Source organism: Arthrobacter oryzae (assembly GCF_030812315.1).
Lineage (GTDB): Bacteria > Actinomycetota > Actinomycetes > Actinomycetales > Micrococcaceae > Arthrobacter > Arthrobacter oryzae_B.
This window is the reverse complement of record NZ_JAUSSM010000001.1, coordinates 290,656-310,357: the sequence shown is the minus strand read 5'-3', so window position 1 is coordinate 310,357 and position 19,702 is coordinate 290,656. Positions and strand designations below refer to the sequence as shown.

The 19,702-nt window shown below is 64.6% G+C and carries 20 protein-coding genes; 6 read left to right on the top strand and 14 right to left on the bottom strand.

Annotation, left to right across the window (positions count from 1 at the left end):
* Positions 1–64: 64 nt before the first annotated feature.
* Positions 65–1,186, bottom strand: a complete 1,122-nt coding sequence (gene dapE / locus J2S97_RS01500; protein ID WP_307045885.1) for a succinyl-diaminopimelate desuccinylase — start codon at positions 1,184–1,186, stop codon at positions 65–67.
* A gap of 50 nt (positions 1,187–1,236) precedes the next feature.
* Here dapE and dapD point away from each other — a divergent pair, with 50 nt between their 5' ends.
* Both dapD and J2S97_RS01490 read left to right on the top strand, forming a co-directional pair.
* A complete protein-coding gene (gene dapD, locus J2S97_RS01495) occupies positions 1,237–2,268 on the top strand; it encodes a 2,3,4,5-tetrahydropyridine-2,6-dicarboxylate N-succinyltransferase (RefSeq protein WP_307045882.1) in 1,032 nt (343 codons plus the stop codon).
* Between the two features lie 56 nt (positions 2,269–2,324).
* Positions 2,325–3,176: a hypothetical protein gene (locus J2S97_RS01490; protein WP_307045880.1), complete on the top strand. Its 852-nt coding sequence runs from the start codon at positions 2,325–2,327 to the stop codon at positions 3,174–3,176.
* A 52-nt stretch (positions 3,177–3,228) separates the two neighbouring features.
* On the opposite strand, the gene J2S97_RS01485 is transcribed toward J2S97_RS01490, so the two are convergent.
* Both J2S97_RS01485 and J2S97_RS01480 read right to left on the bottom strand, forming a co-directional pair.
* On the bottom strand, positions 3,229–3,840 hold the full coding sequence (locus J2S97_RS01485) for a hypothetical protein (protein ID WP_307045878.1): 612 nt from the start codon (positions 3,838–3,840) through the stop codon (positions 3,229–3,231).
* 58 nt (positions 3,841–3,898) lie between these two features.
* Positions 3,899–4,534: a TetR/AcrR family transcriptional regulator gene (locus J2S97_RS01480; RefSeq protein WP_307045877.1), complete on the bottom strand. Its 636-nt coding sequence runs from the start codon at positions 4,532–4,534 to the stop codon at positions 3,899–3,901.
* A gap of 81 nt (positions 4,535–4,615) precedes the next feature.
* Here J2S97_RS01480 and galE point away from each other — a divergent pair, with 81 nt between their 5' ends.
* A complete protein-coding gene (gene galE / locus J2S97_RS01475; RefSeq protein WP_307045875.1) occupies positions 4,616–5,629 on the top strand; it encodes a UDP-glucose 4-epimerase GalE in 1,014 nt (337 codons plus the stop codon).
* Positions 5,630–5,723: 94 nt separating this feature from the next.
* On the opposite strand, the gene J2S97_RS01470 is transcribed toward galE, so the two are convergent.
* The 3 genes from J2S97_RS01470 to fdxA all read right to left on the bottom strand — a co-directional run bounded on the left by J2S97_RS01470 (position 5,724) and on the right by fdxA (position 8,753).
* Complete coding sequence (locus J2S97_RS01470) at positions 5,724–7,007, bottom strand: citrate synthase (protein ID WP_307045873.1); 1,284 nt, start codon at positions 7,005–7,007, stop codon at positions 5,724–5,726.
* 260 nt (positions 7,008–7,267) lie between these two features.
* Positions 7,268–8,416 carry a succinyldiaminopimelate transaminase gene (gene dapC / locus J2S97_RS01465; protein WP_307045871.1) on the bottom strand — a complete coding sequence of 383 codons (1,149 nt, stop codon included), beginning with the start codon at positions 8,414–8,416 and terminating at the stop codon, positions 7,268–7,270.
* Positions 8,417–8,426: 10 nt separating this feature from the next.
* On the bottom strand, positions 8,427–8,753 hold the full coding sequence (fdxA, locus tag J2S97_RS01460) for a ferredoxin (RefSeq protein ID WP_055796733.1): 327 nt from the start codon (positions 8,751–8,753) through the stop codon (positions 8,427–8,429).
* A 167-nt stretch (positions 8,754–8,920) separates the two neighbouring features.
* Between fdxA and J2S97_RS01455 the strand changes: the two genes are divergently transcribed.
* Positions 8,921–9,166 (top strand): putative acetyltransferase, encoded by a 246-nt coding sequence (locus tag J2S97_RS01455; RefSeq protein ID WP_307045869.1) that lies wholly within the window; start codon positions 8,921–8,923, stop codon positions 9,164–9,166.
* Here the strand turns inward: J2S97_RS01455 and J2S97_RS01450 are convergent.
* Positions 9,163–10,515: an MFS transporter gene (locus tag J2S97_RS01450; RefSeq protein ID WP_307045867.1), complete on the bottom strand. Its 1,353-nt coding sequence runs from the start codon at positions 10,513–10,515 to the stop codon at positions 9,163–9,165. The two genes, J2S97_RS01455 and J2S97_RS01450, sit on opposite strands and share 4 nt — an antisense overlap.
* Before the next feature lie 31 nt (positions 10,516–10,546).
* Between J2S97_RS01450 and J2S97_RS01445 the strand changes: the two genes are divergently transcribed.
* Positions 10,547–11,056, top strand: a complete 510-nt coding sequence (locus J2S97_RS01445; RefSeq protein WP_307045865.1) for a helix-turn-helix domain-containing protein — start codon at positions 10,547–10,549, stop codon at positions 11,054–11,056.
* 7 nt (positions 11,057–11,063) lie between these two features.
* Here J2S97_RS01445 and J2S97_RS01440 read toward each other — a convergent pair whose 3' ends face one another.
* Both J2S97_RS01440 and typA read right to left on the bottom strand, forming a co-directional pair.
* Positions 11,064–11,438 (bottom strand): hypothetical protein, encoded by a 375-nt coding sequence (locus tag J2S97_RS01440; protein ID WP_307045862.1) that lies wholly within the window; start codon positions 11,436–11,438, stop codon positions 11,064–11,066.
* Positions 11,439–11,486: 48 nt separating this feature from the next.
* The gene (typA, locus tag J2S97_RS01435; RefSeq protein WP_307045861.1) at positions 11,487–13,415 is read right to left on the bottom strand and encodes a translational GTPase TypA; all 1,929 of its coding nucleotides are present in this window, start codon (positions 13,413–13,415) and stop codon (positions 11,487–11,489) included.
* A gap of 274 nt (positions 13,416–13,689) precedes the next feature.
* Between typA and J2S97_RS01430 the strand changes: the two genes are divergently transcribed.
* The gene (locus J2S97_RS01430; RefSeq protein WP_307045859.1) at positions 13,690–14,640 is read left to right on the top strand and encodes an SGNH/GDSL hydrolase family protein; all 951 of its coding nucleotides are present in this window, start codon (positions 13,690–13,692) and stop codon (positions 14,638–14,640) included.
* Positions 14,641–14,656: 16 nt separating this feature from the next.
* On the opposite strand, the gene J2S97_RS01425 is transcribed toward J2S97_RS01430, so the two are convergent.
* The 5 genes from J2S97_RS01425 to J2S97_RS01405 form a co-directional block, all read right to left on the bottom strand.
* A complete protein-coding gene (locus J2S97_RS01425) occupies positions 14,657–14,842 on the bottom strand; it encodes a hypothetical protein (protein WP_307045857.1) in 186 nt (61 codons plus the stop codon).
* 52 nt (positions 14,843–14,894) lie between these two features.
* Entirely contained in the window at positions 14,895–15,659 is a 765-nt protein-coding gene (locus J2S97_RS01420; protein ID WP_307045854.1) for a DUF1206 domain-containing protein, read from the bottom strand.
* Positions 15,660–16,062: 403 nt separating this feature from the next.
* On the bottom strand, positions 16,063–17,790 hold the full coding sequence (locus J2S97_RS01415; protein WP_373460475.1) for an ABC transporter ATP-binding protein: 1,728 nt from the start codon (positions 17,788–17,790) through the stop codon (positions 16,063–16,065).
* A complete protein-coding gene (locus J2S97_RS01410; protein ID WP_307045849.1) occupies positions 17,787–18,737 on the bottom strand; it encodes an ABC transporter permease in 951 nt (316 codons plus the stop codon). The genes J2S97_RS01415 and J2S97_RS01410 overlap by 4 nt, the downstream gene beginning before the upstream one ends.
* Entirely contained in the window at positions 18,727–19,656 is a 930-nt protein-coding gene (locus J2S97_RS01405) for an ABC transporter permease (RefSeq protein ID WP_307045848.1), read from the bottom strand. The genes J2S97_RS01410 and J2S97_RS01405 overlap by 11 nt, the downstream gene beginning before the upstream one ends.
* Positions 19,657–19,702 lie beyond the last annotated feature (46 nt).

Sequence of the window (19,702 nt, the reverse complement as noted above, 5' to 3'; positions counted from 1 at the left end):
CACAGCAGAAGGGTCCGCAGCTTGCAAGCCGCGGACCCTTTCGTGTGTGGGAGGAAAGCGGAGGTCAGCCCAGCCAGGTCCGCAGCGCCCGGAGGCATTCGCGGACGGCTTCCGCGTCCACATGTTCATTGTCTTTGTGGGCCAGCAGAGGATCGCCGGGCCCGAAGTTCACGGCAGGAATTCCCAGTTCGCTGAACCGCGCGACGTCCGTCCAACCGTACTTGGGCTTGGGTTCCGCTCCGACCGCGGCCACGAAGGACGCGGCAGCGGGATGGTTGAGCCCGGGCCGCGCGCCGGCGGCGCTGTCCGTTTTAACCACGTCGAAACCCTCCAGGAGTGCGCGGACGTGGGCCTCCGCCTGTTCCGGGGTCTTGTCCGGAGCGAACCGATAGTTGATCTCCACGACGCAGCGGTCGGGGATGACATTGCCTGCCGTGCCGCCGTTGATCTTCACCGCATTGAGGCTTTCCCGGTAGTCCAGTCCGTCCACGTTGACGGTGGCCGGTTCGTACGCGGCAAGCCTCGCCAGTATGGGTGCCGCTGCGTGGATGGCGTTGCTTCCCATCCAGGCACGGGCCGAATGCGCCGCTTCCCCGACGGTGGTCGCCGCCAAGCGCATGGTGCCGTTGCAGCCGCCTTCCACCGTTCCGTGCGTTGGCTCCAGCAGAATGGCGAAGTCGCCGTCGAGGAGCCCGCCGTGGTTTCGGACCAGCCGTCCGAGTCCGCTCTTGACCGCTTCCACTTCCTCGTGGTCGTAGAACACAAAGGTGACGTCCTTGCTGGGTTCCGCGCCGCCGTCGAACATTGACGCCGCCAGTGCCAGCTGCACCGCGACTCCGCCTTTCATGTCCGTGGTGCCGCGGCCATAAAGCAGGCCCTCCCCGGGCGCACCGGACGGCCAGAAGGAGGGCACAGTTCCGAGGGACCCTTCGGTGGTCGGCAGTGGCACCGTGTCCAAGTGCCCGGCAAGGATGACCCTCTCCTGCCTGCCCAGGGCGGTACGGGCAATGATTGAATCGCCGTCCCGGACGATATCAAGCTGCGGAATCCTCCGCAGCGCATGTTCGACGGCGTCGGCCAGCTCCTTCTCGTTGCCCGAGACACTGTTGATGTCGATGAGCGCAGCGGTGAGGAGGGCAACGTCCTGGCGGAGATCCAGGTGGACAGAGGCGGTTTGAGCAGTCACGATCACAGTCTAGTTCGAGTCCTGCTCCCGGCTCTCGATAGACTGGACCCATGACTGAAACCGCTGCTGCTTCCGCCGTGCCCGCTGACAATTCCGCATCCGCCGACGCCCGCTCCGCCTATGGCTATGGTGTGGCCACCATTTCCACCCGCAATGGCGAGGCCACGGTGCTCGATGTCTGGTTCCCCGCGCCATCACTTGGAACTGCAGCGGACAGCCTCCGGGACGTTGGGAACGCGGATCCGGTGCTGGCCGAGATCGCCGCAGCCGGCACCGATGCGGATCGCGGCACCGAACAGCAGGTCGTTTTCGTCCAGGTCCACCTGGACGAAGCTCCCGCCGACACCGCTGATGCCTACCTCCGCCTGCACCTGCTCTCGCACCGCCTTGTCCAGCCCAACACCATCAACCTGGATGGCATCTTCGGTAAGCTCCCCAACGTCGTCTGGACGAACTTCGGTCCGGCCGCTGTTGAGGGCTTCGAGCTGACCCGGGCCAAGCTGCGCCGGCGCGGTGCCGTGACCGTTTACGGTGTGGACAAGTTCCCGCGCATGGTGGACTACGTGGTGCCCGCGGGCGTCCGCATCGCCGACGCAGACCGCGTCCGGCTTGGGGCGCACCTGGCCGAAGGCACCACCGTAATGCACGAGGGGTTCGTTAACTTCAACGCGGGAACGCTGGGAACTTCCATGGTGGAGGGCCGCATCTCGGCTGGCGTTGTGGCCGGCGACGGCACGGACGTTGGCGGCGGGGCGTCGATCATGGGCACCCTGTCCGGCGGCGGCAAGGAGAAGATCTCCTTGGGCGAACGAGTGCTGCTGGGCGCCAACGCCGGAGTCGGAATCAGCATTGGTGATGACTCGGTGGTGGAGGCCGGACTGTACGTCACCGCCGGCACCCGCGTCCGCGTGATCGGACCGAAGGATGCCGACGGCGAGGACACCACCAAGGTGGTCAAGGCCGTGGAGCTCTCTGGTGTGCCCAACCTGCTGTTCCGCCGCAATTCCACGACCGGCGCCGTCGAAGTACTCCCCCGCAAGGGCCAGACTGTTGAACTCAATGAGGCACTCCACGCCAACTGATTACACCTTCCCGCAGATGTTCAACCGGCCCGTCCAGGGCCTGAGGGAGTAGCCTCTTGTCACGGAAACGTGGCCTGCGCCGCCTGGTAGTGCTGGGGCTGGCCCTGGCCCTGATTGCCGGTGGGATCTATACGGCTGTGGCTTTCATCCAGCGCTCGGAAACGCTCGTTGCCGAAATGTGCACTGCCGCGGTAGGTTCCGGGACAGCCGAACTGGCCACCGACCAAGCGGCAAACGCCGCCCTGATAACCGCCGTCGCGGTGCGCCGGGGACTTCCGCCACGTGCAGCGAGCATTGCCCTGGCCACCGCCATGCAGGAATCGAAGCTGCGCAACATCGAACACGGCGACCAGGCCGGGCCGGATTCGCGCGGTCTCTTCCAGCAGCGGCCTTCCCAGGGCTGGGGCACCGAAGAACAGGTGATGGACCCCTATTATTCGAGCGGCGCGTTCTACGACGCCTTGGTGAAAATCCCGGGGTACGAGTCCCTGGAGATCACGGCTGCCGCACAGCGGGTCCAGCGCTCGGCATACCCGCAGGCGTATGCACAGCACGAGGATATGGGCCGGGCGTTTGCCTCCGCCCTTACCGGGCAGTCGACGGAAGCACTTGACTGCACGCTTAGGTCGCCGGAAGGGCCGGGGGATGCCCAGGCTGTCCTTGGCGAACTGACCGTTGCCTTCGGGAATGTCCCAGCGACCGCCGACGGCAGCACCATCGTGCTGGAGGCGAGCGGCAGCCAGGCCTGGGCCGTCGGGCAATGGGCGGTGGCGAATGCGAAGTCACTGTCAGTGACGGAAGTTGGCGTGGAGGGACGGAGCTGGGACCGGAAGTCCAGGAACGGCTGGCAGGCTTCGGAAGGGCAGCCGGGTCAGGTCACGGTTACGGTCGCTGCCGCCACTTCATGACGGGCTTCCTGACCGGGCTTCGTGATTTGGTTGTCGCCGCCGCAGCCGGGGCTCAAACGAGCAGTTCCACCACCGGCTGGACGTAGCTCCGGAACACCTCGGGCTGCGTCAGGAGTTCATTGCTCATGATGATCTTGTCCGGTTCCAGGTACCAGGCCCGTGGCTCCGTCAGCGGGAGCTCGATAATCGTGAGGGCGAAATCCCGCGACCCGCGGCCCACTTCGAGCAGCCTGTCCTCCACCAAGTCGCCGAGAAGCTGCGGGGCACCGCTGGCCTCCCGTTCGGCTTCCAGCTCTGCGTATTCGGCCCGGCGCTCACGTGCCCAGGTCAGGGCGGAACCGAAGTGCGCCTGCAGTACGCGCCGCAGGGCCGGCGAGTTGCCGAAGGCGTCGAACCCGGGGGGCGCCACTTCGGGGGACATTTTGGGATGCGCCTTGAGAAGCTGCTCCCACCAAGCCTCCCATTCGGTCTTCAGCGCACTGATCCCGCCTACTTCGGATGTGAGGTTGGTGTGGTCCACCGGACGGATCTTCGGGGCCATGTGGCACAGCGCCGGACGCCCCGCACTGTCGAGTCCGGCGGCGTCGCGAACATACAGTGCAATGAGCATGGGACCCGAGGTGTCCATGGTGATTCGCCAGCCAGGACCGCCTGTGTGGTGCATCCGAATGGCCTCCCTTGGCTTGTTTACTGTCTCAGTGTATTCCTGATGACTACTGACGTTAATGGCCGGTTGGAGACTCGCCAAGGCTCTGCAGGTGGGATGCCAGGACGTCCCGGCACATTTCCGCGGTCATCCATTCCGGCTGCAGCAGGGCGTGCATCGTCAGGCCGTCCAATGTAGCGAGCAGCCGCTCCGCCTCCGTGACGAGGAACTGGTGACCGTCGTCCTCTATTTCCCCCGGCGCCCGAAGTTCCATGATGAGCCACCCCACAAGGGCGGCTACGGCCCGGTGGCTGCGGTCGGCCTCGGCGGCCAGGAAGGGCCTGATCCTGGCTGCGTTCTTGAACGCCATCCAGACGCACGCGTCCACGGCCCGTTCCTCGTCGAAGGGCAGGAACTGGCCCAGCAGTGTTAACACTCCATCCCGGTGCCCTGCTGTGCCCGGGGCCAGCTGCATGAGGTCCTCCCGGGCTCCGTCCAGCCGCGCAGTGATCCGGTCCACGACAACGCCGAAGGAGTGGGCCAGGAGTTCGTCGCTGCTGGCGAAATAGTGGCGCACGGAACCAACAGCAAGCCCGGCCTCGTCAGCAACCTCACGCAGGGAGGCCCGTTCCAGGCCGTCCGCAGCGATGATCCTGAAGACTGCTTCAACAACTTCCTGTCGCCGGACTGCGGCATCAACGATTTTGGGCACCCCTACTATTTAGCACAGTTGTGCCGCCAAGGTGTGGGCAACACGGGCGGAAGCACGGCGACTTGGGATAGCGTTGGGTCCATGAGAATTCTGGTTACGGGCGGTACCGGGTATATCGGGTCGCACACAGTTCTGTCCCTGCAGGAAGCCGGCCATGAGGTAGTGGTCATCGACAACCTGGTCAATTCAAGCGAGGAGTCGCTGCGCCGCGTGGCCGAACTCACCGGCAAGGAAGCGGCGTTCCACAACGTTGACCTCGTGGATGAGCCGGCCGTCGATGCCGTGTTTGCGAAGGACCGGATCGACGCGGTGATCCACTTCGCCGGCCTTAAGGCAGTGGGCGAATCCGTCCGGGAGCCGCTGAAGTACTACTACAACAACCTCGTCGGGACGCTGAACCTGATCCGCGTCATGGACCGGCACGACGTCCGCTCCCTCGTGTTCAGCTCCTCCGCTACGGTGTACGGCGAGCACAACCCCATCCCGTACGTGGAAAAGATGGAGATCGGCGCCAACAACCCCTACGGCCGGACCAAGGAACAGATCGAGGACATCCTTTCGGATCTCGGTGCAGCGGACAACCGCTGGCACATCGCTCTCCTGCGCTACTTCAACCCGGTCGGCGCACACCCCTCCGGCCGGATCGGCGAAGACCCCCAGGGCATCCCCAACAACCTCGTCCCGTTCATTGCCCAGGTGGCCGTGGGCCGCCGGGACAAGCTCATGGTGTTCGGCGGCGACTATGACACCCCGGACGGCACCTGCCTCCGCGACTACATCCACGTCGTGGACCTTGCTGAAGGCCACGTCGCAGCCCTTAACCACGTAGCTGACCGTACCGGTGTCTTCCGCTGGAATCTGGGTTCCGGCAAGGGATCCTCCGTGCTGGAGGTGCTGCGTTCCTTTGAAAAGGCCGTGGGACACAAACTCCCCTACGAGATCACCGGCCGCCGCGCAGGCGACCTCCCGGCGTTCTGGGCCGATGCCACCTCAGCCCTGGCCGACCTGAGCTGGTCGACTACCAAGACCGTGGACCAGATGTGCGAGGACCACTGGCGCTGGCAGAAGAACAACCCCATGGGCTACAACTCCTGACGTCCCTGCACCGACGGAAACGTCCCTCACGCACCGAAGTTAAATAACGACGCCGGCCGCGCACTTGGAGTGCGCGGCCGGCGTCTTACTGAGCCTAGCTGGCCGGGTAGTTGCGCTCCGGCTCTCCTGTATAGAGCTGGCGCGGGCGGCCGATCTTGGTGCTGGGATCGCTGATCATTTCGCGCCACTGGGCAATCCAGCCCGGCAGGCGGCCAATGGCGAACAGCACGGTGAACATCTTCTCCGGGAAGCCCATGGCCTTGTAGATCAGGCCGGTGTAGAAGTCCACGTTCGGGTAGAGCTTGCGCTGGATGAAGTAGTCATCGCCCAGGGCCTTCTCTTCGAGGCGCATGGCGATGTCCAGCAGTTCGTCGTTGCCGCCGAGCTTGCCAAGCACTTCATGTGCGGTGTCCTTGACGATCCTGGCGCGGGGATCGTAGTTCTTGTAGACGCGGTGTCCGAAGCCCATGAGGCGGACGCCGTCTTCCTTGTTCTTGACCTTCTCCATGTAGTCCTCGGGCTTGATGCCCTCGGTCTGGATCTGCCGCAGCATCTTGAGTACCGCTTCGTTGGCGCCACCATGTGCCGGGCCGAACAGGGCGTTGATGCCTGCGGATACGGAGGCGAAGAGGTTGGCGTTGGACGAACCGACCAGGCGCACCGTGGACGTGGAACAGTTCTGTTCGTGGTCCGCGTGCAGGATCAGCAGCAGGTCCAGGGCCTTGACCATTACCGGGTCCAGCTCATACTGCTCGGCGGGGAGTCCGAAGCTGAGGCGCAGGAAGTTCTCCACGAGGTTCATGGAGTTGTCCGGGTACAGCATCGGCTGGCCGATGCTCTTCTTCAGGGCATAGGCGGCGATGACCGGCATTTTCGCCAGGAGTCGGTACGTGGAAACTTCCACATGCTCGGGGTTGAAGGGGTCCAGGGAGTCCTGGTAGAAGGTGGAAAGGGCGGACACTGCCGATGACAGCACGGGCATCGGGTGTGCGTCGCGCGGGAAACCGCCGAAGAAGCCCTTGAGCTCTTCGTGCAGCAGCGTGTGCCGGCGGATGCGCTGGTCGAAGGCATCCAGTTCTGTGGGGGTCGGCAGGTTGCCGTAGATCAGCAGGTAGGAAACTTCCAGGAAGCTGGAGTGCTGTGCGAGCTGTTCGATCGGGTATCCGCGGTACCGCAGGATCCCGGCGTCGCCGTCGATGTAGGTGATCGCCGAGGTGGTTGCCGCGGTGTTCATGAATCCGGGGTCAAAGGCGACGGCGCCTGTCTGCTTTAGCAGTTTGGAAACGTCATAGCCTTCGTTTCCTTCTACAACCTTGATGCGCGGGAGTTCGAGTTCGCCGCCCGCATGGCGCAGGGTTGCGCTGGTGGTCTCAGTCATGGAGTCTCCTCATGAGGCGTCAGGGCCTCTCTGTAGAAAGCTTGATCCAACATCTGGTGAAGCCGTCCGAGGAGCCTGCATGGACAGGGATTCCAACGGCCGGGCTACCTTCTTGTAGAAAGCCACCATTGATAGTCAGTTAAAAAGTACCGCTCCTTGGCAAGGTCGCACTAATCCGGTAGTGCCAAAACGCCCCAAAAAGGCCCCACTTGTGTCGCGTGTCACACCATTGTTACGGGCCTGCGGCTGCTTCGTGGCTGCTACGCGCCAGTGGTCAGCCGCGTCACTGCCGCGTCGATCCGTTCATCCGCGGCCGTGAGCGCAACCCGGATGAACCCGTTGCCTGCATCGCCATAGAAAACGCCGGGGCCCACCACGATGCCGAGTTCGGCCAGCCTGCCAACGGTGTCCCAGGTGGCTTCACCAGCAGTGCACCACAGGTACAGCCCGGCCTGCGATTCGTGAATAGTCAGCCCGAACGCCTCGAGTGCCGGCACGATCCGCTCCCGCCGGCCACGGTACAGGTCCTTCTGCGCCTGGACGTGGGCGTCGTCGCCAAGCGCCACCCGCATGGCCTCCTGGACCGGGTAGGGAACAATCATGCCGGCATGCTTACGGCTGTTCACCAGGTTCGCCATGAGCACCGGGTCACCGGCCACAAAGGCCGCACGGTACCCTGCAAGGTTCGACTGCTTGCTGAGTGAGTACACAGCCAGCAGCCCCTCATGGGAACCGTCGGAAACGCGTGGGTCCAGGATGCTGGGCACAGGCTGGCCGCCGCGCTGGACGTCCCAATCCCCCCAGCCAAGCTCCGCGTAGCATTCGTCGGATGCCACTACGGCGCCAAGACCGCGGGCCTGGTCCACTACCCGCTTCAGGGAAGCGGCGTCGCGGACGCTGCCGGTGGGATTCGCCGGCGAGTTGACCCAAACCAGCCGGACACGCTGCCGAGTTTCGTCGTCCAGTTCGTCGAGGTCGTCAGCGGCAACCTGTTCGGCTCCCGCGAATGTCGCCCCGATGTCGTAGGTGGGGTACGCAACGGTAGGACGGACGACGACGTCGCCCGGTTTGAGTCCCAAAAGGAACGGCAGCCACGCCACAAGTTCCTTGGAACCCACCGTGGGCATGACATGCTGCGGGTCCATCCCGGGAACGCCGCGGCGGCGGCCGAACCAATCGGCGATGGCCGCGCGGAGTGCGGGCGTACCGTGCACTGTGGGGTAGCCGGGAGCGTCAGCTGCCCGCTGGAGCGCCTCCTGGACCAGGACGGGTGTGTGGTCCACCGGTGTGCCGATGGAGAGGTTGACCGCCCCGTCGGGGTGCTCTGCCGCCCTGGCCAGATAGGGCGCCATGGCCTCCCACGGGTAGTCGGGGAGGCTGAGGCCGAAGCTGCGTACCGCCGATGTCACGCCAGGCGCCTCAGTGGTCCTGGTTCTGGGGCGGCAGGGCTGCAATCATCGGGTGGTCGGTGTGGGTGTTGCCCACCTTCGCGGCGCCGCCCGGCGATCCCAGGTCGTCAAAGAATTCAACGTTGGCCTTGTAGTAATCGGCCCACTCATCCGGGGTGTCATCCTCGTAATAGATGGCCTCAACAGGGCAGACGGGTTCGCAGGCACCGCAGTCGACACACTCGTCAGGGTGGATGTAGAGGGACCGCTCACCCTCGTAGATGCAATCGACGGGGCATTCTTCAATACATGCCTTGTCCTTGACATCTACACACGGCTGCGCGATTACGTACGTCACGTCCCTTGCCTCTCCACGTTGGTTCCGGCACCTGCCGGTGATCACTCCCGGCCTAAGCGCCGGACTGCTGACTTCTGAGCCTATTATCTAACAGCCTGTTCCCGCGAACCTAGCGGCGCGTCATACAAGCCCGACGTCATACAAGCCCAGCGTCCTAGGATGAAGGGGTGAATTCGCAGAACCCCTCCCCGCGGCAGTTCCTTGAAGGCGCCTCATTGGGCACGAGGGTGGTAGTCCGCTACAGGATATCGGACGGCCTGACGGATGCGCTGGGCGACCTGGTGGGCATCACCCAAGCCGACTGCACCATCCGTACCCGGCGGACCGACGTCGTTATTCCGTTGGCACAGGTGGTGGCGGCGAAGCAGGTGCCGCCGGCGCCGCCGCGCCGCGCACCCCGGACGGTTCCCTAGGAACTGCGCGTCACCACGCTGTCCGGGAGTTTGCGCATTCCGGGAAGGGGCGAAAACGCCACCGGCACCACGGCGAGCAGGCTTACGGCCACTCCCAGCCACATGGCCGGGACAAGGCCCAGCTGTCCCCCGAGGTAGCCCCCGGCCAGGGCTGCCAGCGGCATCACTCCCCACACCACGAACCTGATGGACGCATTCATCCTTCCGAGCAGCCGCGGCGGGCACACCCTCTGTCGCATCGTGAGCTGCATGATGTTGTACACCAGCACACCGAAGGCATAGCCGAATTCGGAAACAGTCAGCAGCACCAGCGACACGATCCGGTCCGCCTGCAGTGCGGCAACGGGCACCAGTGCCAGGAAAAGCGAACTGAGCAGGGCGCCAGCCGGAATGACCGTCCCCTCGCCGATTCGGCGCGCGATCCACGGCGCCGCCACGGCACCCAGGAGCCCGCCGGCCGCGCCGACCGACATGATGACCCCCATGCCCTGCGGACCCAGGTCCAGCTCCCGGAGGACCAGCAGGGGCAGCAAAGTGAAGACCAGGGTGCCGGCGAAATTCCCGCCGCCGGTGCACAGCACGATCCGCCTGATGAGGGGATGCCCTGCCACGAACCCCAGCCCCTCCCTGATGTCCGCGCCCAGGGAGTTCCTCCCCTCCGCGGGAACCCGCTGCTCACCGTCGCGGGTGCGTCCCAGGAGGGCGGCGGACAACAGGTAACCCAGGGATTCGCCAATGAACAGCAGGGGCGCCGTCAGCACCGTCAGGAGGGCACCGCCAGCGGCAGGTCCGCCGATCCGGGCAAGCTGGGCCGTTGCCTCCAGCTTGGAGTTGGCCTCCCCCACTTTGCCGGGAGCCACCAACAATGGAACGAAGCTCTGGTAGGAGACATCGAAGAAGACGGTGGCCACCCCCACCACCGCTGAAATCACGTAAAGGTGCCAGACCTGCAGGGATCCGGCCCACCACAGGAGCGGGACCGCAGCCATGGCGGCCATCCGGACCAAGTCCGCAGCGATCATGGTCCGGCGTTTGAGCCACCGGTCCACCCAGGCTCCGGCGGGCAGCCCCACCACCAGGAACGCGGCGAGTCCGGCCGCATTGAGGAGGCCCACCTCGAATTCAGTGGCCCCCAGGAGCGTCACCGCCAGCACGGGAAAGGCCAGCTGGCCCAGTTGGGCGCCTAACTGGCTCAGCGCCTGCGCGGTCCAGAAACCGGCAAAGTTCCGGTCCCGCCACAGTGATGCCGGCGGCGCCTTGCCCGCAGGCCTTCCGGCGGCGGGGTCACCAGCGTGTTCGGCAGACGGTGGGGCGGTCACGGCGCCCAGTCTGGCAGGAGTGATTGGCATGTGTCAATCACTCCTTCGCTACACTTTCCTTATGAATCGGCCAGCGCAGGACACTGATGCGGACGTTGTGGCCAAGGGCCGTGCCCTGAGTTCCCCGTTGCGGCTGAGGATCCTGCGGCTGTGCCTGCACCAGTCACGGACCAACAAGGAAATCGCGGAACTCCTAGACCTCAATCCGGCATCGAGCCTGCATCATGTCAGGACGCTCGTGCGGACCGGATTCCTTGTGGCCGAGGAGCGCCGAAAAGGTAACCGGGGCGCCGTCGAGGTGCCGTACATAGCGAGCCGCAAGTCCTGGCAGACGCCCGTGGACAACGTGGCGCCAGTCCTGATTGAGACGTTCCTGCAGGAAACCAGGAACCTTCCGCCCGAGGACATCGAAGTCTGGCGGCTCGGGGTGAAATTCAATGCTGCCCGGCGCGAGGAGATGCTGGGCAAGCTGCGGGCGGTCATTGAGGAATACGTCCAGCTCCCGGCGGACGACGACGGCGAGGCCACCTCGCTGATGATCGCGCACCACCGGGACCCGACAGCAGGCTGACGCGCCGTCAGGACGGCGGCTGCGGCCGCAGGTGCGGCTGGCGGTAGCGCCGGCACCAGGCGAGCATGAGGACCGATGTACCGGCGATGCCGTAGATCCAGATATTCCCGGCAATGTCCCCGGCGATGAGCCGCTTGCCAGGCTCCAGCATCGACCACCAGCCCGCCAGCGTGTAGCACAGCACGCCGCAGGCCGCCGTCGGGATCACGGACCTGAAGGCCGCCCCGAGCAGCAGCTGGACGGAGCCGAGCAGGACCAGCGCCGCCACTGCACCCCAGGGAAGAATGACGCCGGACAGCATCCACTGCTGGCGGTGCAGGGCCGTCCCTGCGGCGACGACAAAAAGAGCTGCCGGCACGGCGGCGGCAATGCCGCCTGCCATGCCGGCAGCTCTATTGTTCACGAGGGTGGTGACCGGAATGTGCCCGGATCAGACCTTGGCGCGGGCGCGGTTTGCCTTGGCGCGCTCGTTGGTGTCGAGGATGACCTTGCGGATGCGGATGGACTCCGGGGTAACCTCAACGCACTCGTCCTCGCGGGCGAATTCGAGGGACTCTTCGAGGGTCAGGTCGCGCGGCGGCGTCAGGTTCTCGAAGGTGTCGGAGGAAGCGGCACGCATGTTGGTGAGCTTCTTTTCCTTGGTGATGTTGACGTCCATGTCGTCGGCGCGGGAGTTCTCGCCCACGATCATGCCCTCGTAGACCTCGGAGGTCGGCTTCACGAAGAAGGAGCCGCGTTCCTGCAGGTTGATCATGGCGAACGGCGTCACAACACCGGCGCGGTCGGCGATCATCGAACCGTTGGTGCGGTACTCGATCGGGCCGGCCCACGGCTCGTAGCCCTCGGAGATGGAGGCCGCGATGCCGGCGCCGCGGGTGTCCGTGAGGAACTTGGTGCGGAAACCGATCAGGCCACGGGCCGGAACGATGAACTCCATGCGGCACCAGCCGGTGCCGTGGTTGGCCATGTTGGTCATGCGGCCCTTGCGGGCTGCCATGAGCTGCGTGACGGCGCCGAGGTACTCTTCCGGCACGTCGATGGTCATGTGCTCCATCGGCTCGTGGATCTTGCCGTCGACGGTCCTGGTGACAACCTGCGGCTTGCCGACAGTCAGCTCGAAGCCTTCGCGGCGCATCTGCTCAACGAGGATGGCCAGCGCGAGCTCGCCACGGCCCTGGACTTCCCAGGCGTCGGGACGCTCGGTGGGGAGAACCTTGATGGAGACGTTACCGATCAGTTCCTTGTCCAGGCGGTCCTTCACCTGGCGGGCAGTGACCTTGGCGCCCTTGACCTTGCCGGCCAGCGGCGAGGTGTTGATACCGATGGTCATGGAGATCGCGGGATCGTCGACGGTGATCAGCGGCAGCGGCTGCGGGTTCTCGGCGTCGGTCAGGGTCTCACCGATGGTGATCTCCTCGATGCCGGCGACGGCGACAATCTCGCCCGGGCCTGCGGACTCGGTCGGAACGCGATCCAGTGCCTTCGTGGCCAGCAGTTCGGTGATCTTGACGTTCTTCAGCTCGCCGTTGGCACGTGCCCAGGCGACGGTCTGGCCCTTGCGCAGGGTGCCGTTGTAGATGCGGAGCAGAGCCAGGCGTCCCAGGAACGGTGAGGCATCCAGGTTGGTGACGTGCGCCTGCAGGACACCGTTCGGGTTGTACGTCGGTGCCGGGATGTGCTCGATGATGGTCTTGAACAGCGGCTCGAGGTCCTCGTTCTCCGGAGCGGTGCCGTCGGCCGGCTGCTCGAGGGAGGCGCGGCCAACCTTGGCGGCTGCGTAGACGACCGGAACTTCGAGGATCTTGTCCAGGTCGAGGTCCGGAACTTCGTCGGCGAGGTCGGAGGCCAGGCCAAGGAGCAGGTCCATGGACTCGTGGACAACTTCTTCGATCCGCGCGTCGGGGCGGTCGGTCTTGTTGACCAGCAGGATCACCGGCAGGTGTGCGGCGAGGGCCTTGCGGAGCACGAAGCGGGTCTGGGGCAGCGGGCCCTCAGAAGCGTCGACGAGGAGCACAACGCCGTCAACCATGGACAGGCCGCGCTCCACCTCGCCACCGAAGTCGGCGTGGCCCGGGGTGTCGATCACGTTGATCGTGATGGTTTCGCCCTTGGAGGACGGTCCGTTGTAGGCCACCGTGGTGTTCTTGGCCAGGATGGTGATACCTTTTTCGCGTTCCAGGTCACCGGAGTCCATGACGCGGTCTTCGAGGTGGTTATGCTCGGCAAAGGAGTTGGTCTGCTTGAGCATGGCATCGACCAGCGTGGTCTTGCCGTGGTCAACGTGGGCCACGATCGCGACGTTGCGCAGGTCACTGCGCGATGCAGTGGCTACCGCGGTGTTGGTGGTGGTTTCAGACATGCGTTATTGCTCGATTCAGTGGTGAAGTCAGCTGTGGTATCGCGACATTTCCAACCGGAACGCACGACGATGAGACCCTTTGGCACAGGGCGCCTTCTACAAGTCTAAGCGCTAGGTCATTTATTGGCCTAAAAAACAGAAATCCGCGTCCTTCCGGGCCCGTTACAGGATCGTCACCCGAATGGGACGAATAGTGCCTAAAGTTACTGGATATTCCTAGTGTGATGCCCCATCATTACGGTGATAACAGCAAAGCAAAGCCCGGAGACCATAGATGCGAAACGCCTCGGCTCTGACCCGCTTCGTCGCCCCTATGATCGCCGCCGGCGTTCTGATGGCCGGCTGCGGGCAGGCACCACAAACACCAGACGCTGCCCCGGGATCTGTGGATCCCAGCGCAAGCGCCCAGGCGTCGCAGCCGTCCGCGGAGGCCGTTGCCCCGAAAACAGCCGCACCCCGGAAATCAGCAGCCGCACCCGTAGCCGCGGCGCCCGGCGAACCTGTTGCTGCCGGCTCTGCCGGTAAAGCGCAGCTTACCGCGGAGCCGGATCCGTCCACCATGGCGCCCGGGTCTGTCTACAAGAACCCGGCGAACGGCCGGAACGAGGTCATTGTGGCCAACATCAGGCGGACTGCCGTCCTGATTGGCGATTCCCAGTCGGAGCCGGAAGCCGGCTGGCCCCGCCAGGGCCTGTCCGCCGTCGGCTACAACGTGTTCTTCTGCGGCCGCGGGGGCACCGGGTTTGTTGCCTCGAACGGCAAGACCGGAAATTACATCGACGCGCTCCAACGCGGTGATTGGCAGCTCCCCTACGGTTCACCGGCGCTTGTGGTCATCCAGGGCGGCGGAAACGATGCCGCACGCGGGGCCACCGACTCCCAGATCGTGGCCAACGCCGAACGGCTGATCTCGTCGCTCAAGCAGCGCTATCCGGGGGCTAAGTTCGCCATGATCGGCACCCTGGCCCGCGGCGTCAACTACGGCGGCGGCCGCCGATCGCAGGTGGATGCCCTGCTCGGCACCGTCGCGGCCAAGCATTCAATTCCGTTTGTCAGTGTTGGTGACTGGCTGACGAAACACAATCTGGCGAAGGAACTGGCTGACGGCGTACACATGAACAACGTCGGCCACAAGGCACTGGGTGGCCTCCTGGCCACGAGGCTGCAGGAACTGGGCCTACAGGCTCCGGCTGAGCTGGCCACGTCGGCGTTGCCGCTCGGTTGAGCCGGGCCTCCCGACTTTAGCTACGGTCTGCGTACTTACGTCCAGAGCCCGGACTTTTCGTGAGGGTTCGCAGGAACGGGTCCCGAAACCTGATCACCTGGATCCGGATCTTGATGCCGGCGGACTCCGGAACGCGCAGGCGGGTGAGGGTCCGCCGGGCCCGGACGGCCACGCGCTCGTGGCCGGCTGCCGTCGCGGTCAAGCCGGCCGCCCCTTTAAACCAGTGAACAGGGGCTGGCCGCGTCGGGGGGAGCTTACATCCGCGCGACTTTGGCCTTCACCATCAGGTAGAGCCCGTAACAGATCAGACCGGCGCCGACGGCGGTCAGCATATAGACCCCGTACGACTGCTCGCGCAGCGCCTTCAGCCCGCCATCCAGGCCGGTGGACTCCCGAGGGTTGGCGTTAACGGTGGAAATGATGAACAGCAATCCCACCAGAAACAGTGCGACGCCCTCGGCTACATATCCGACAATTCCCAGCCCCGTCACGACGGTCCGTGCGGTGCCCGATGGTGGCAACCGCAGATCCTTCTTGAACGATCCTTTGACTCCGAGGACCACGAAGACAAGGCCGGCGATGGCGGTCGCGGCCCCGATAGCGATCAGCAGGAACGCACCCCCGGGCGCTTTGATAATGGAGACCGTGAAATCGCTGGTGGACTGTCCACTGGTCTGGCTGTTTCCGCTGGCGGAGGCAGCAAACGTCAAAGCGATGACAGCGAACAACACCGCCTTGCCGGCTGCGGAAAGCTTCTTTGCCACTTTCTTCTTGGTCTCCAACTGACCGTAATCGAACACGGCGTTGCTAATTTGCCAGAGAGCCAGTGCAACGCAGGCGGCGAATCCGGCCCACAGCAGCAGCAGACCCTGCGGCTGGGCGGCGAGTTGGGCGACTGCACCGGCCTGATCTGCCGGTCCCGCCTGTCCGGCCTTGCCTAGTGCCAACTGGATGGCGACGAACCCAACCAGAAGGTGCAACAGGCCGCTGACGGCAAAACCTGCCCTGGCGGCAATCACGAGAGCCCTCGAGTTCGATGCATCCTCGACGGCGTTCGCAGCGTCCTTCAGCTCTCTCTTCATTTCCGATCCCTAGCGCAAGCGCAGACGCAGATATGGTGGTGCGTAACGCCTATTTTCTCACGGGAGTACATCCACAGACAGGCCCGGCCGGAGCCAGCGAAGACAGCAACCGCGGGAGCCTGCTCGGCCGGGAAGGCCTCAACCGCCACGGTTCTCGTTTAGCCCAAGAGCCTAGATCTTGCGAGTTCTATGGCCCGACGGCGTGTCTCCACATCCACGGTGTAAGGCGGCATTGAACCGCACCTCCGGAACCTAGACTCTAAATTTCAAGTCCAACTTTCGGGGTGCGGTTCACCGCCCCTCGAGGGGCGGGCACCGGCTCCTTCGTTAGGAAGATACCTTAGGCAACTTCGGGCGGCAGCATGAGCCGCGCGCCCGGAATGGCGTGGAGCAGCGCCTTCGTATAGTCCCTTTGCGGAGCGTCGAAGACGTCATCCGTTGAACCGGTCTCAACCAGCTTGCCCTTTTCCATGACGCACACGTGGTCCGCGATCTGGCGGACCACGGCAAGGTCGTGGGTGATGAACAGGTAGGTCAGGCCCAGCCTTGACTGCAGGTCTGCGAGCAGGTTCAGCACCTGCGCCTGGACCAGCACGTCGAGGGCGGAGACCGCCTCGTCGCAGATGATCACTTCCGGATCGAGGGCCAGTGCACGGGCGATGGCCACACGCTGCCGCTGGCCGCCGGACAGTTCATTCGGGTACCGCTGCATGGTGGACTGCGGTAGCGCCACCTGGTCCAGAAGCTCGCGGACTTTCTTCTCGCGGCTGGCCTTGTCCCCGACCTTGTGGGTCCGCAGCGGTTCCTCGATGGTCCGGAAGATGTTGTACATCGGATCAAGGGAGCCGTACGGATCCTGGAAGATCGGCTGCACGCGGCGGCGGAAGGCGAAGATCTCCTTGTTGTTCAGCGTGGAGGTGTCCACGCCGTCGAACACGATTTTCCCGGACGTGGGCTTCTGCAGGTTCAACACCATCTGCGCCACGGTGGACTTGCCGGAACCCGACTCCCCCACGATCGCCGTCGTGGTGCCGCGCTTGACGTTAAAGGAAACGTCGTCCACGGCGGTGAAGTCGGTCGACTTCCCGAATCCGGAGCGCAGCTTGAACACCTTGCGGAGGTTCTGGATCTGCAGCACGTCTTCGGTCATGGTCGGCTCGACGACGACCGGCCCGCCGGGTGCAAGCAGCTCGTCCGACTCGACACCCAGCTCCTTGGCCACCTGGATGCGGCGGGAAGCCAGGGACGGTGCCGAGGCGACAAGGCGCTGCGTGTACGGGTGCTGCGGGTTCTGCAGCAGCTCCAGCGACGGCCCGGCTTCCACCACGTTGCCGCGGTACATCACCACAACCTTGTCCGCGCGTTCGGCGGCGAGGCCCAGATCGTGGGTGATGAGTAGCACCGACGTGCCCAGTTCCGAGGTCATCGTTTCGAGGTGGTCGAGGATCTGACGCTGAACGGTGACGTCCAGGGCGGACGTCGGCTCATCCGCTATGAGCAGCCGCGGCTGGCAGGACAGTCCAATGGCGATCAGCGCGCGCTGGCGCATGCCGCCGGAGAACTCGTGCGGGTACTGCTTTGCCCGCCGTTCGGCGTCGGGAAGCCCCGCCTGGGAGAGAACCTCCGCGACGTCGGCCGGTCCGCTGGGACGGCCGTTGGCGCGCAGCGTTTCCTTGACCTGGTAACCGATCTTCCAGACCGGGTTGAGGTTGGACATCGGATCCTGCGGGACCATGCCGATGGTGTTTCCGCGCAGCTCGATCATGCGCTTTTCCGAGGCATGGGAAATGTCCTCGCCGTCGAGCAGGATCTGCCCGCCGGAGACCCGGCCGTTGCCGGGCAGCAGGCCGATGGCGGCCAGCGCCGTCGTCGACTTGCCGGAGCCTGACTCCCCCACAATCGCCACGGTTTCACCGGGCATGATGGTCAGGTGGGCGTTCCGGACGGCCTGGACCTCGCCGGAACCGGTCTTGAAGGAAATGGCGAGGTCGCGGATTTCCAGGAGCGGCTTGTCGGCCAGGCCGGCCTCGCTGATTCTGACATCGGTTGTCATGATTGCCTCGTTCATCGTTGACGGCTCTTCGGGTCGAGGGCGTCGCGCAGGGCGTCGCCGAGCATGATAAAGCTCAGGACGGTGACGGACAGCGCTATGGCCGGGTACAGCAGGATGGCCGGGTTGGTGCGAACGGACGACCTGGCGGCGGCGATGTCGTTGCCCCAGGACATGATGCTGCCGGGCAGCCCGATGCCGATGAAGGACAGCGTGGCTTCCGCCACGATGAACACACCGAGTTCCATGGTGGCCAGGACGATGATCGGCGCGAGCGCATTCGGCAGCACGTGCCGGACCAGCGAGCCGATGCGCGAGACGCCCAGCGAGCGGGCAGCAGTGACGAAATCGGCGTTGCGCACTTCCATCACGGCGCCGCGGGTGATGCGGGCCATCTGCGGCCAGCCCAGGGCCACGAGGATCATGACTACCGTCCAGACACCGCGGTTGTCACGCATGAACGGAAGCTGCGAGACCACCAGCGCGCCCAGGACAAGCGGGAGGGCGAAGAAGATGTCGCCGAGACGGGCAATCACAGCGTCGATCCAGCCGCCGTAGAAGCCCGCGATCGCACCCAGGGTGACCCCGATGATGGCGACGAAAAGCACGGAGAAGACGCCCACCATCAGCGACGCCTGCGTGCCGTGGATAATGCGCGCGTACACGTCGCAGCCCTGGAAGGTGAAGCCGAGGGGGTGCCCTCCTGCCGGAGCACCGTCGGAATTCGCCAGCTGGCAGTTGTTGTTGGGCTCCACCTGGGTGAACAGGCCCGGAAAGAGCGCCACAAGGATGATCAGTGCGATCATCACCGCGGAGATGATGAACAGCGGACGACGGCGGAGCTTGCGCCAGGCATCTGCCCAGAGGCTCAGCGGTGCCTGGTCTGTTTTGAGCGAGTCCGTTGCGAGCAGAGGGGTCTCCTCCACGGGGGCAACAAAGTGCTCGATTTCGCGATTAGTTTTCATATCGGATCCTCGGATCAAGCCAGGCGTACAGCAAATCGACCAACAGGTTGGCAATGACGAAGACGAGCACCAGGACGCTGACAATCGCGACGACGGTGGGGCCCTCGCTGCGGATGACGGCCTGGAACAGCTTCTGGCCAACGCCTGGGACGTTGAAAATACTCTCCGTGACGATGGCGCCGCCCATCAGGCCACCGAGGCTGGCGCCCAGGTAGGTGATGACCGGAATCATTGAGTTGCGCAGGATGTGGGTGACCACGACCCGCGGCCGAGACAGGCCTTTGGCAGTGGCGGTGCGCACATAGTCGGCGTTCATGTTTTCGATGACCGACGCGCGGGTGAGCCGCAGGACGTAGGCGAAGGAAACCAGGCCCAGCACCGTGGCCGGCAGGATCAGGTTCCCCCAGTCCGCGGTGGCGCCAACCGTGGGTTTGGCCCAGCCGAGCTGCACGCCGATCAGCAGCTGCAGGACGAAGCCAAGCACAAACGTGGGGATGGCGATGACCACCAGGGACGCGATGAGCACCGTGGCATCGAACACCCTGCCCTTGCGGAGTCCGGCGATGAGGCCGAAGGTCACGCCGAAGACAGTCTGGATGATGAGGGCTTCTACGGCCAGCATGACGGTGACCGGGAAGATCCGGCCCAGGGACGCCGCGATGGGCTGGCCGGTGAAATCGACGCCGAGGTTGAAGGTGAACAGGTTCTTGAGGAAGAGCCCGTACTGCACCCAGAACGGTTGGTCGAGGTTGTACTGCTGGCGGAGCTGCGCGATGACGGCTTCGCTGGGGGGACGGTCGCCGAACAGTGCGCGGATGGGGTCACCCGGAAGGGCGAAGACCATGAAGTAGACGAGCAGCGTGGTTCCGATGAACACCGGAATGATCTGCAGCAGGCGCCGGAGAATGTACTGGATCACAGCAACGTCTCCTGAGCTTTTATTGGGCTAAGGGGGATCATGTAGG

Excerpts from the sequence above, each read along its gene's own strand:
- J2S97_RS01485 (WP_307045878.1), bottom strand. The coding sequence starts at position 3,840 with ATGCACCACACAGGCGGTCCTGGCTGGCGAATCACCATGGACACCTCG.
- J2S97_RS01445 (WP_307045865.1), top strand. The coding sequence starts at position 10,547 with ATGAATCGGCCAGCGCAGGACACTGATGCGGACGTTGTGGCCAAGGGC.
- J2S97_RS01450 (WP_307045867.1), bottom strand. The coding sequence starts at position 10,515 with ATGCCAATCACTCCTGCCAGACTGGGCGCCGTGACCGCCCCACCGTCT.
- J2S97_RS01440 (WP_307045862.1), bottom strand. The coding sequence starts at position 11,438 with ATGGCAGGCGGCATTGCCGCCGCCGTGCCGGCAGCTCTTTTTGTCGTC.
- J2S97_RS01410 (WP_307045849.1), bottom strand. The coding sequence starts at position 18,737 with ATGAAAACTAATCGCGAAATCGAGCACTTTGTTGCCCCCGTGGAGGAG.
- J2S97_RS01470 (WP_307045873.1), bottom strand. The coding sequence starts at position 7,007 with ATGACTGAGACCACCAGCGCAACCCTGCGCCATGCGGGCGGCGAACTC.
- dapD (WP_307045882.1), top strand. The coding sequence starts at position 1,237 with ATGACTGAAACCGCTGCTGCTTCCGCCGTGCCCGCTGACAATTCCGCA.
- galE (WP_307045875.1), top strand. The coding sequence starts at position 4,616 with ATGAGAATTCTGGTTACGGGCGGTACCGGGTATATCGGGTCGCACACA.
- J2S97_RS01415 (WP_373460475.1), bottom strand. The coding sequence starts at position 17,790 with ATGAACGAGGCAATCATGACAACCGATGTCAGAATCAGCGAGGCCGGC.
- J2S97_RS01430 (WP_307045859.1), top strand. The coding sequence starts at position 13,690 with ATGCGAAACGCCTCGGCTCTGACCCGCTTCGTCGCCCCTATGATCGCC.
- typA (WP_307045861.1), bottom strand. The coding sequence starts at position 13,415 with ATGTCTGAAACCACCACCAACACCGCGGTAGCCACTGCATCGCGCAGT.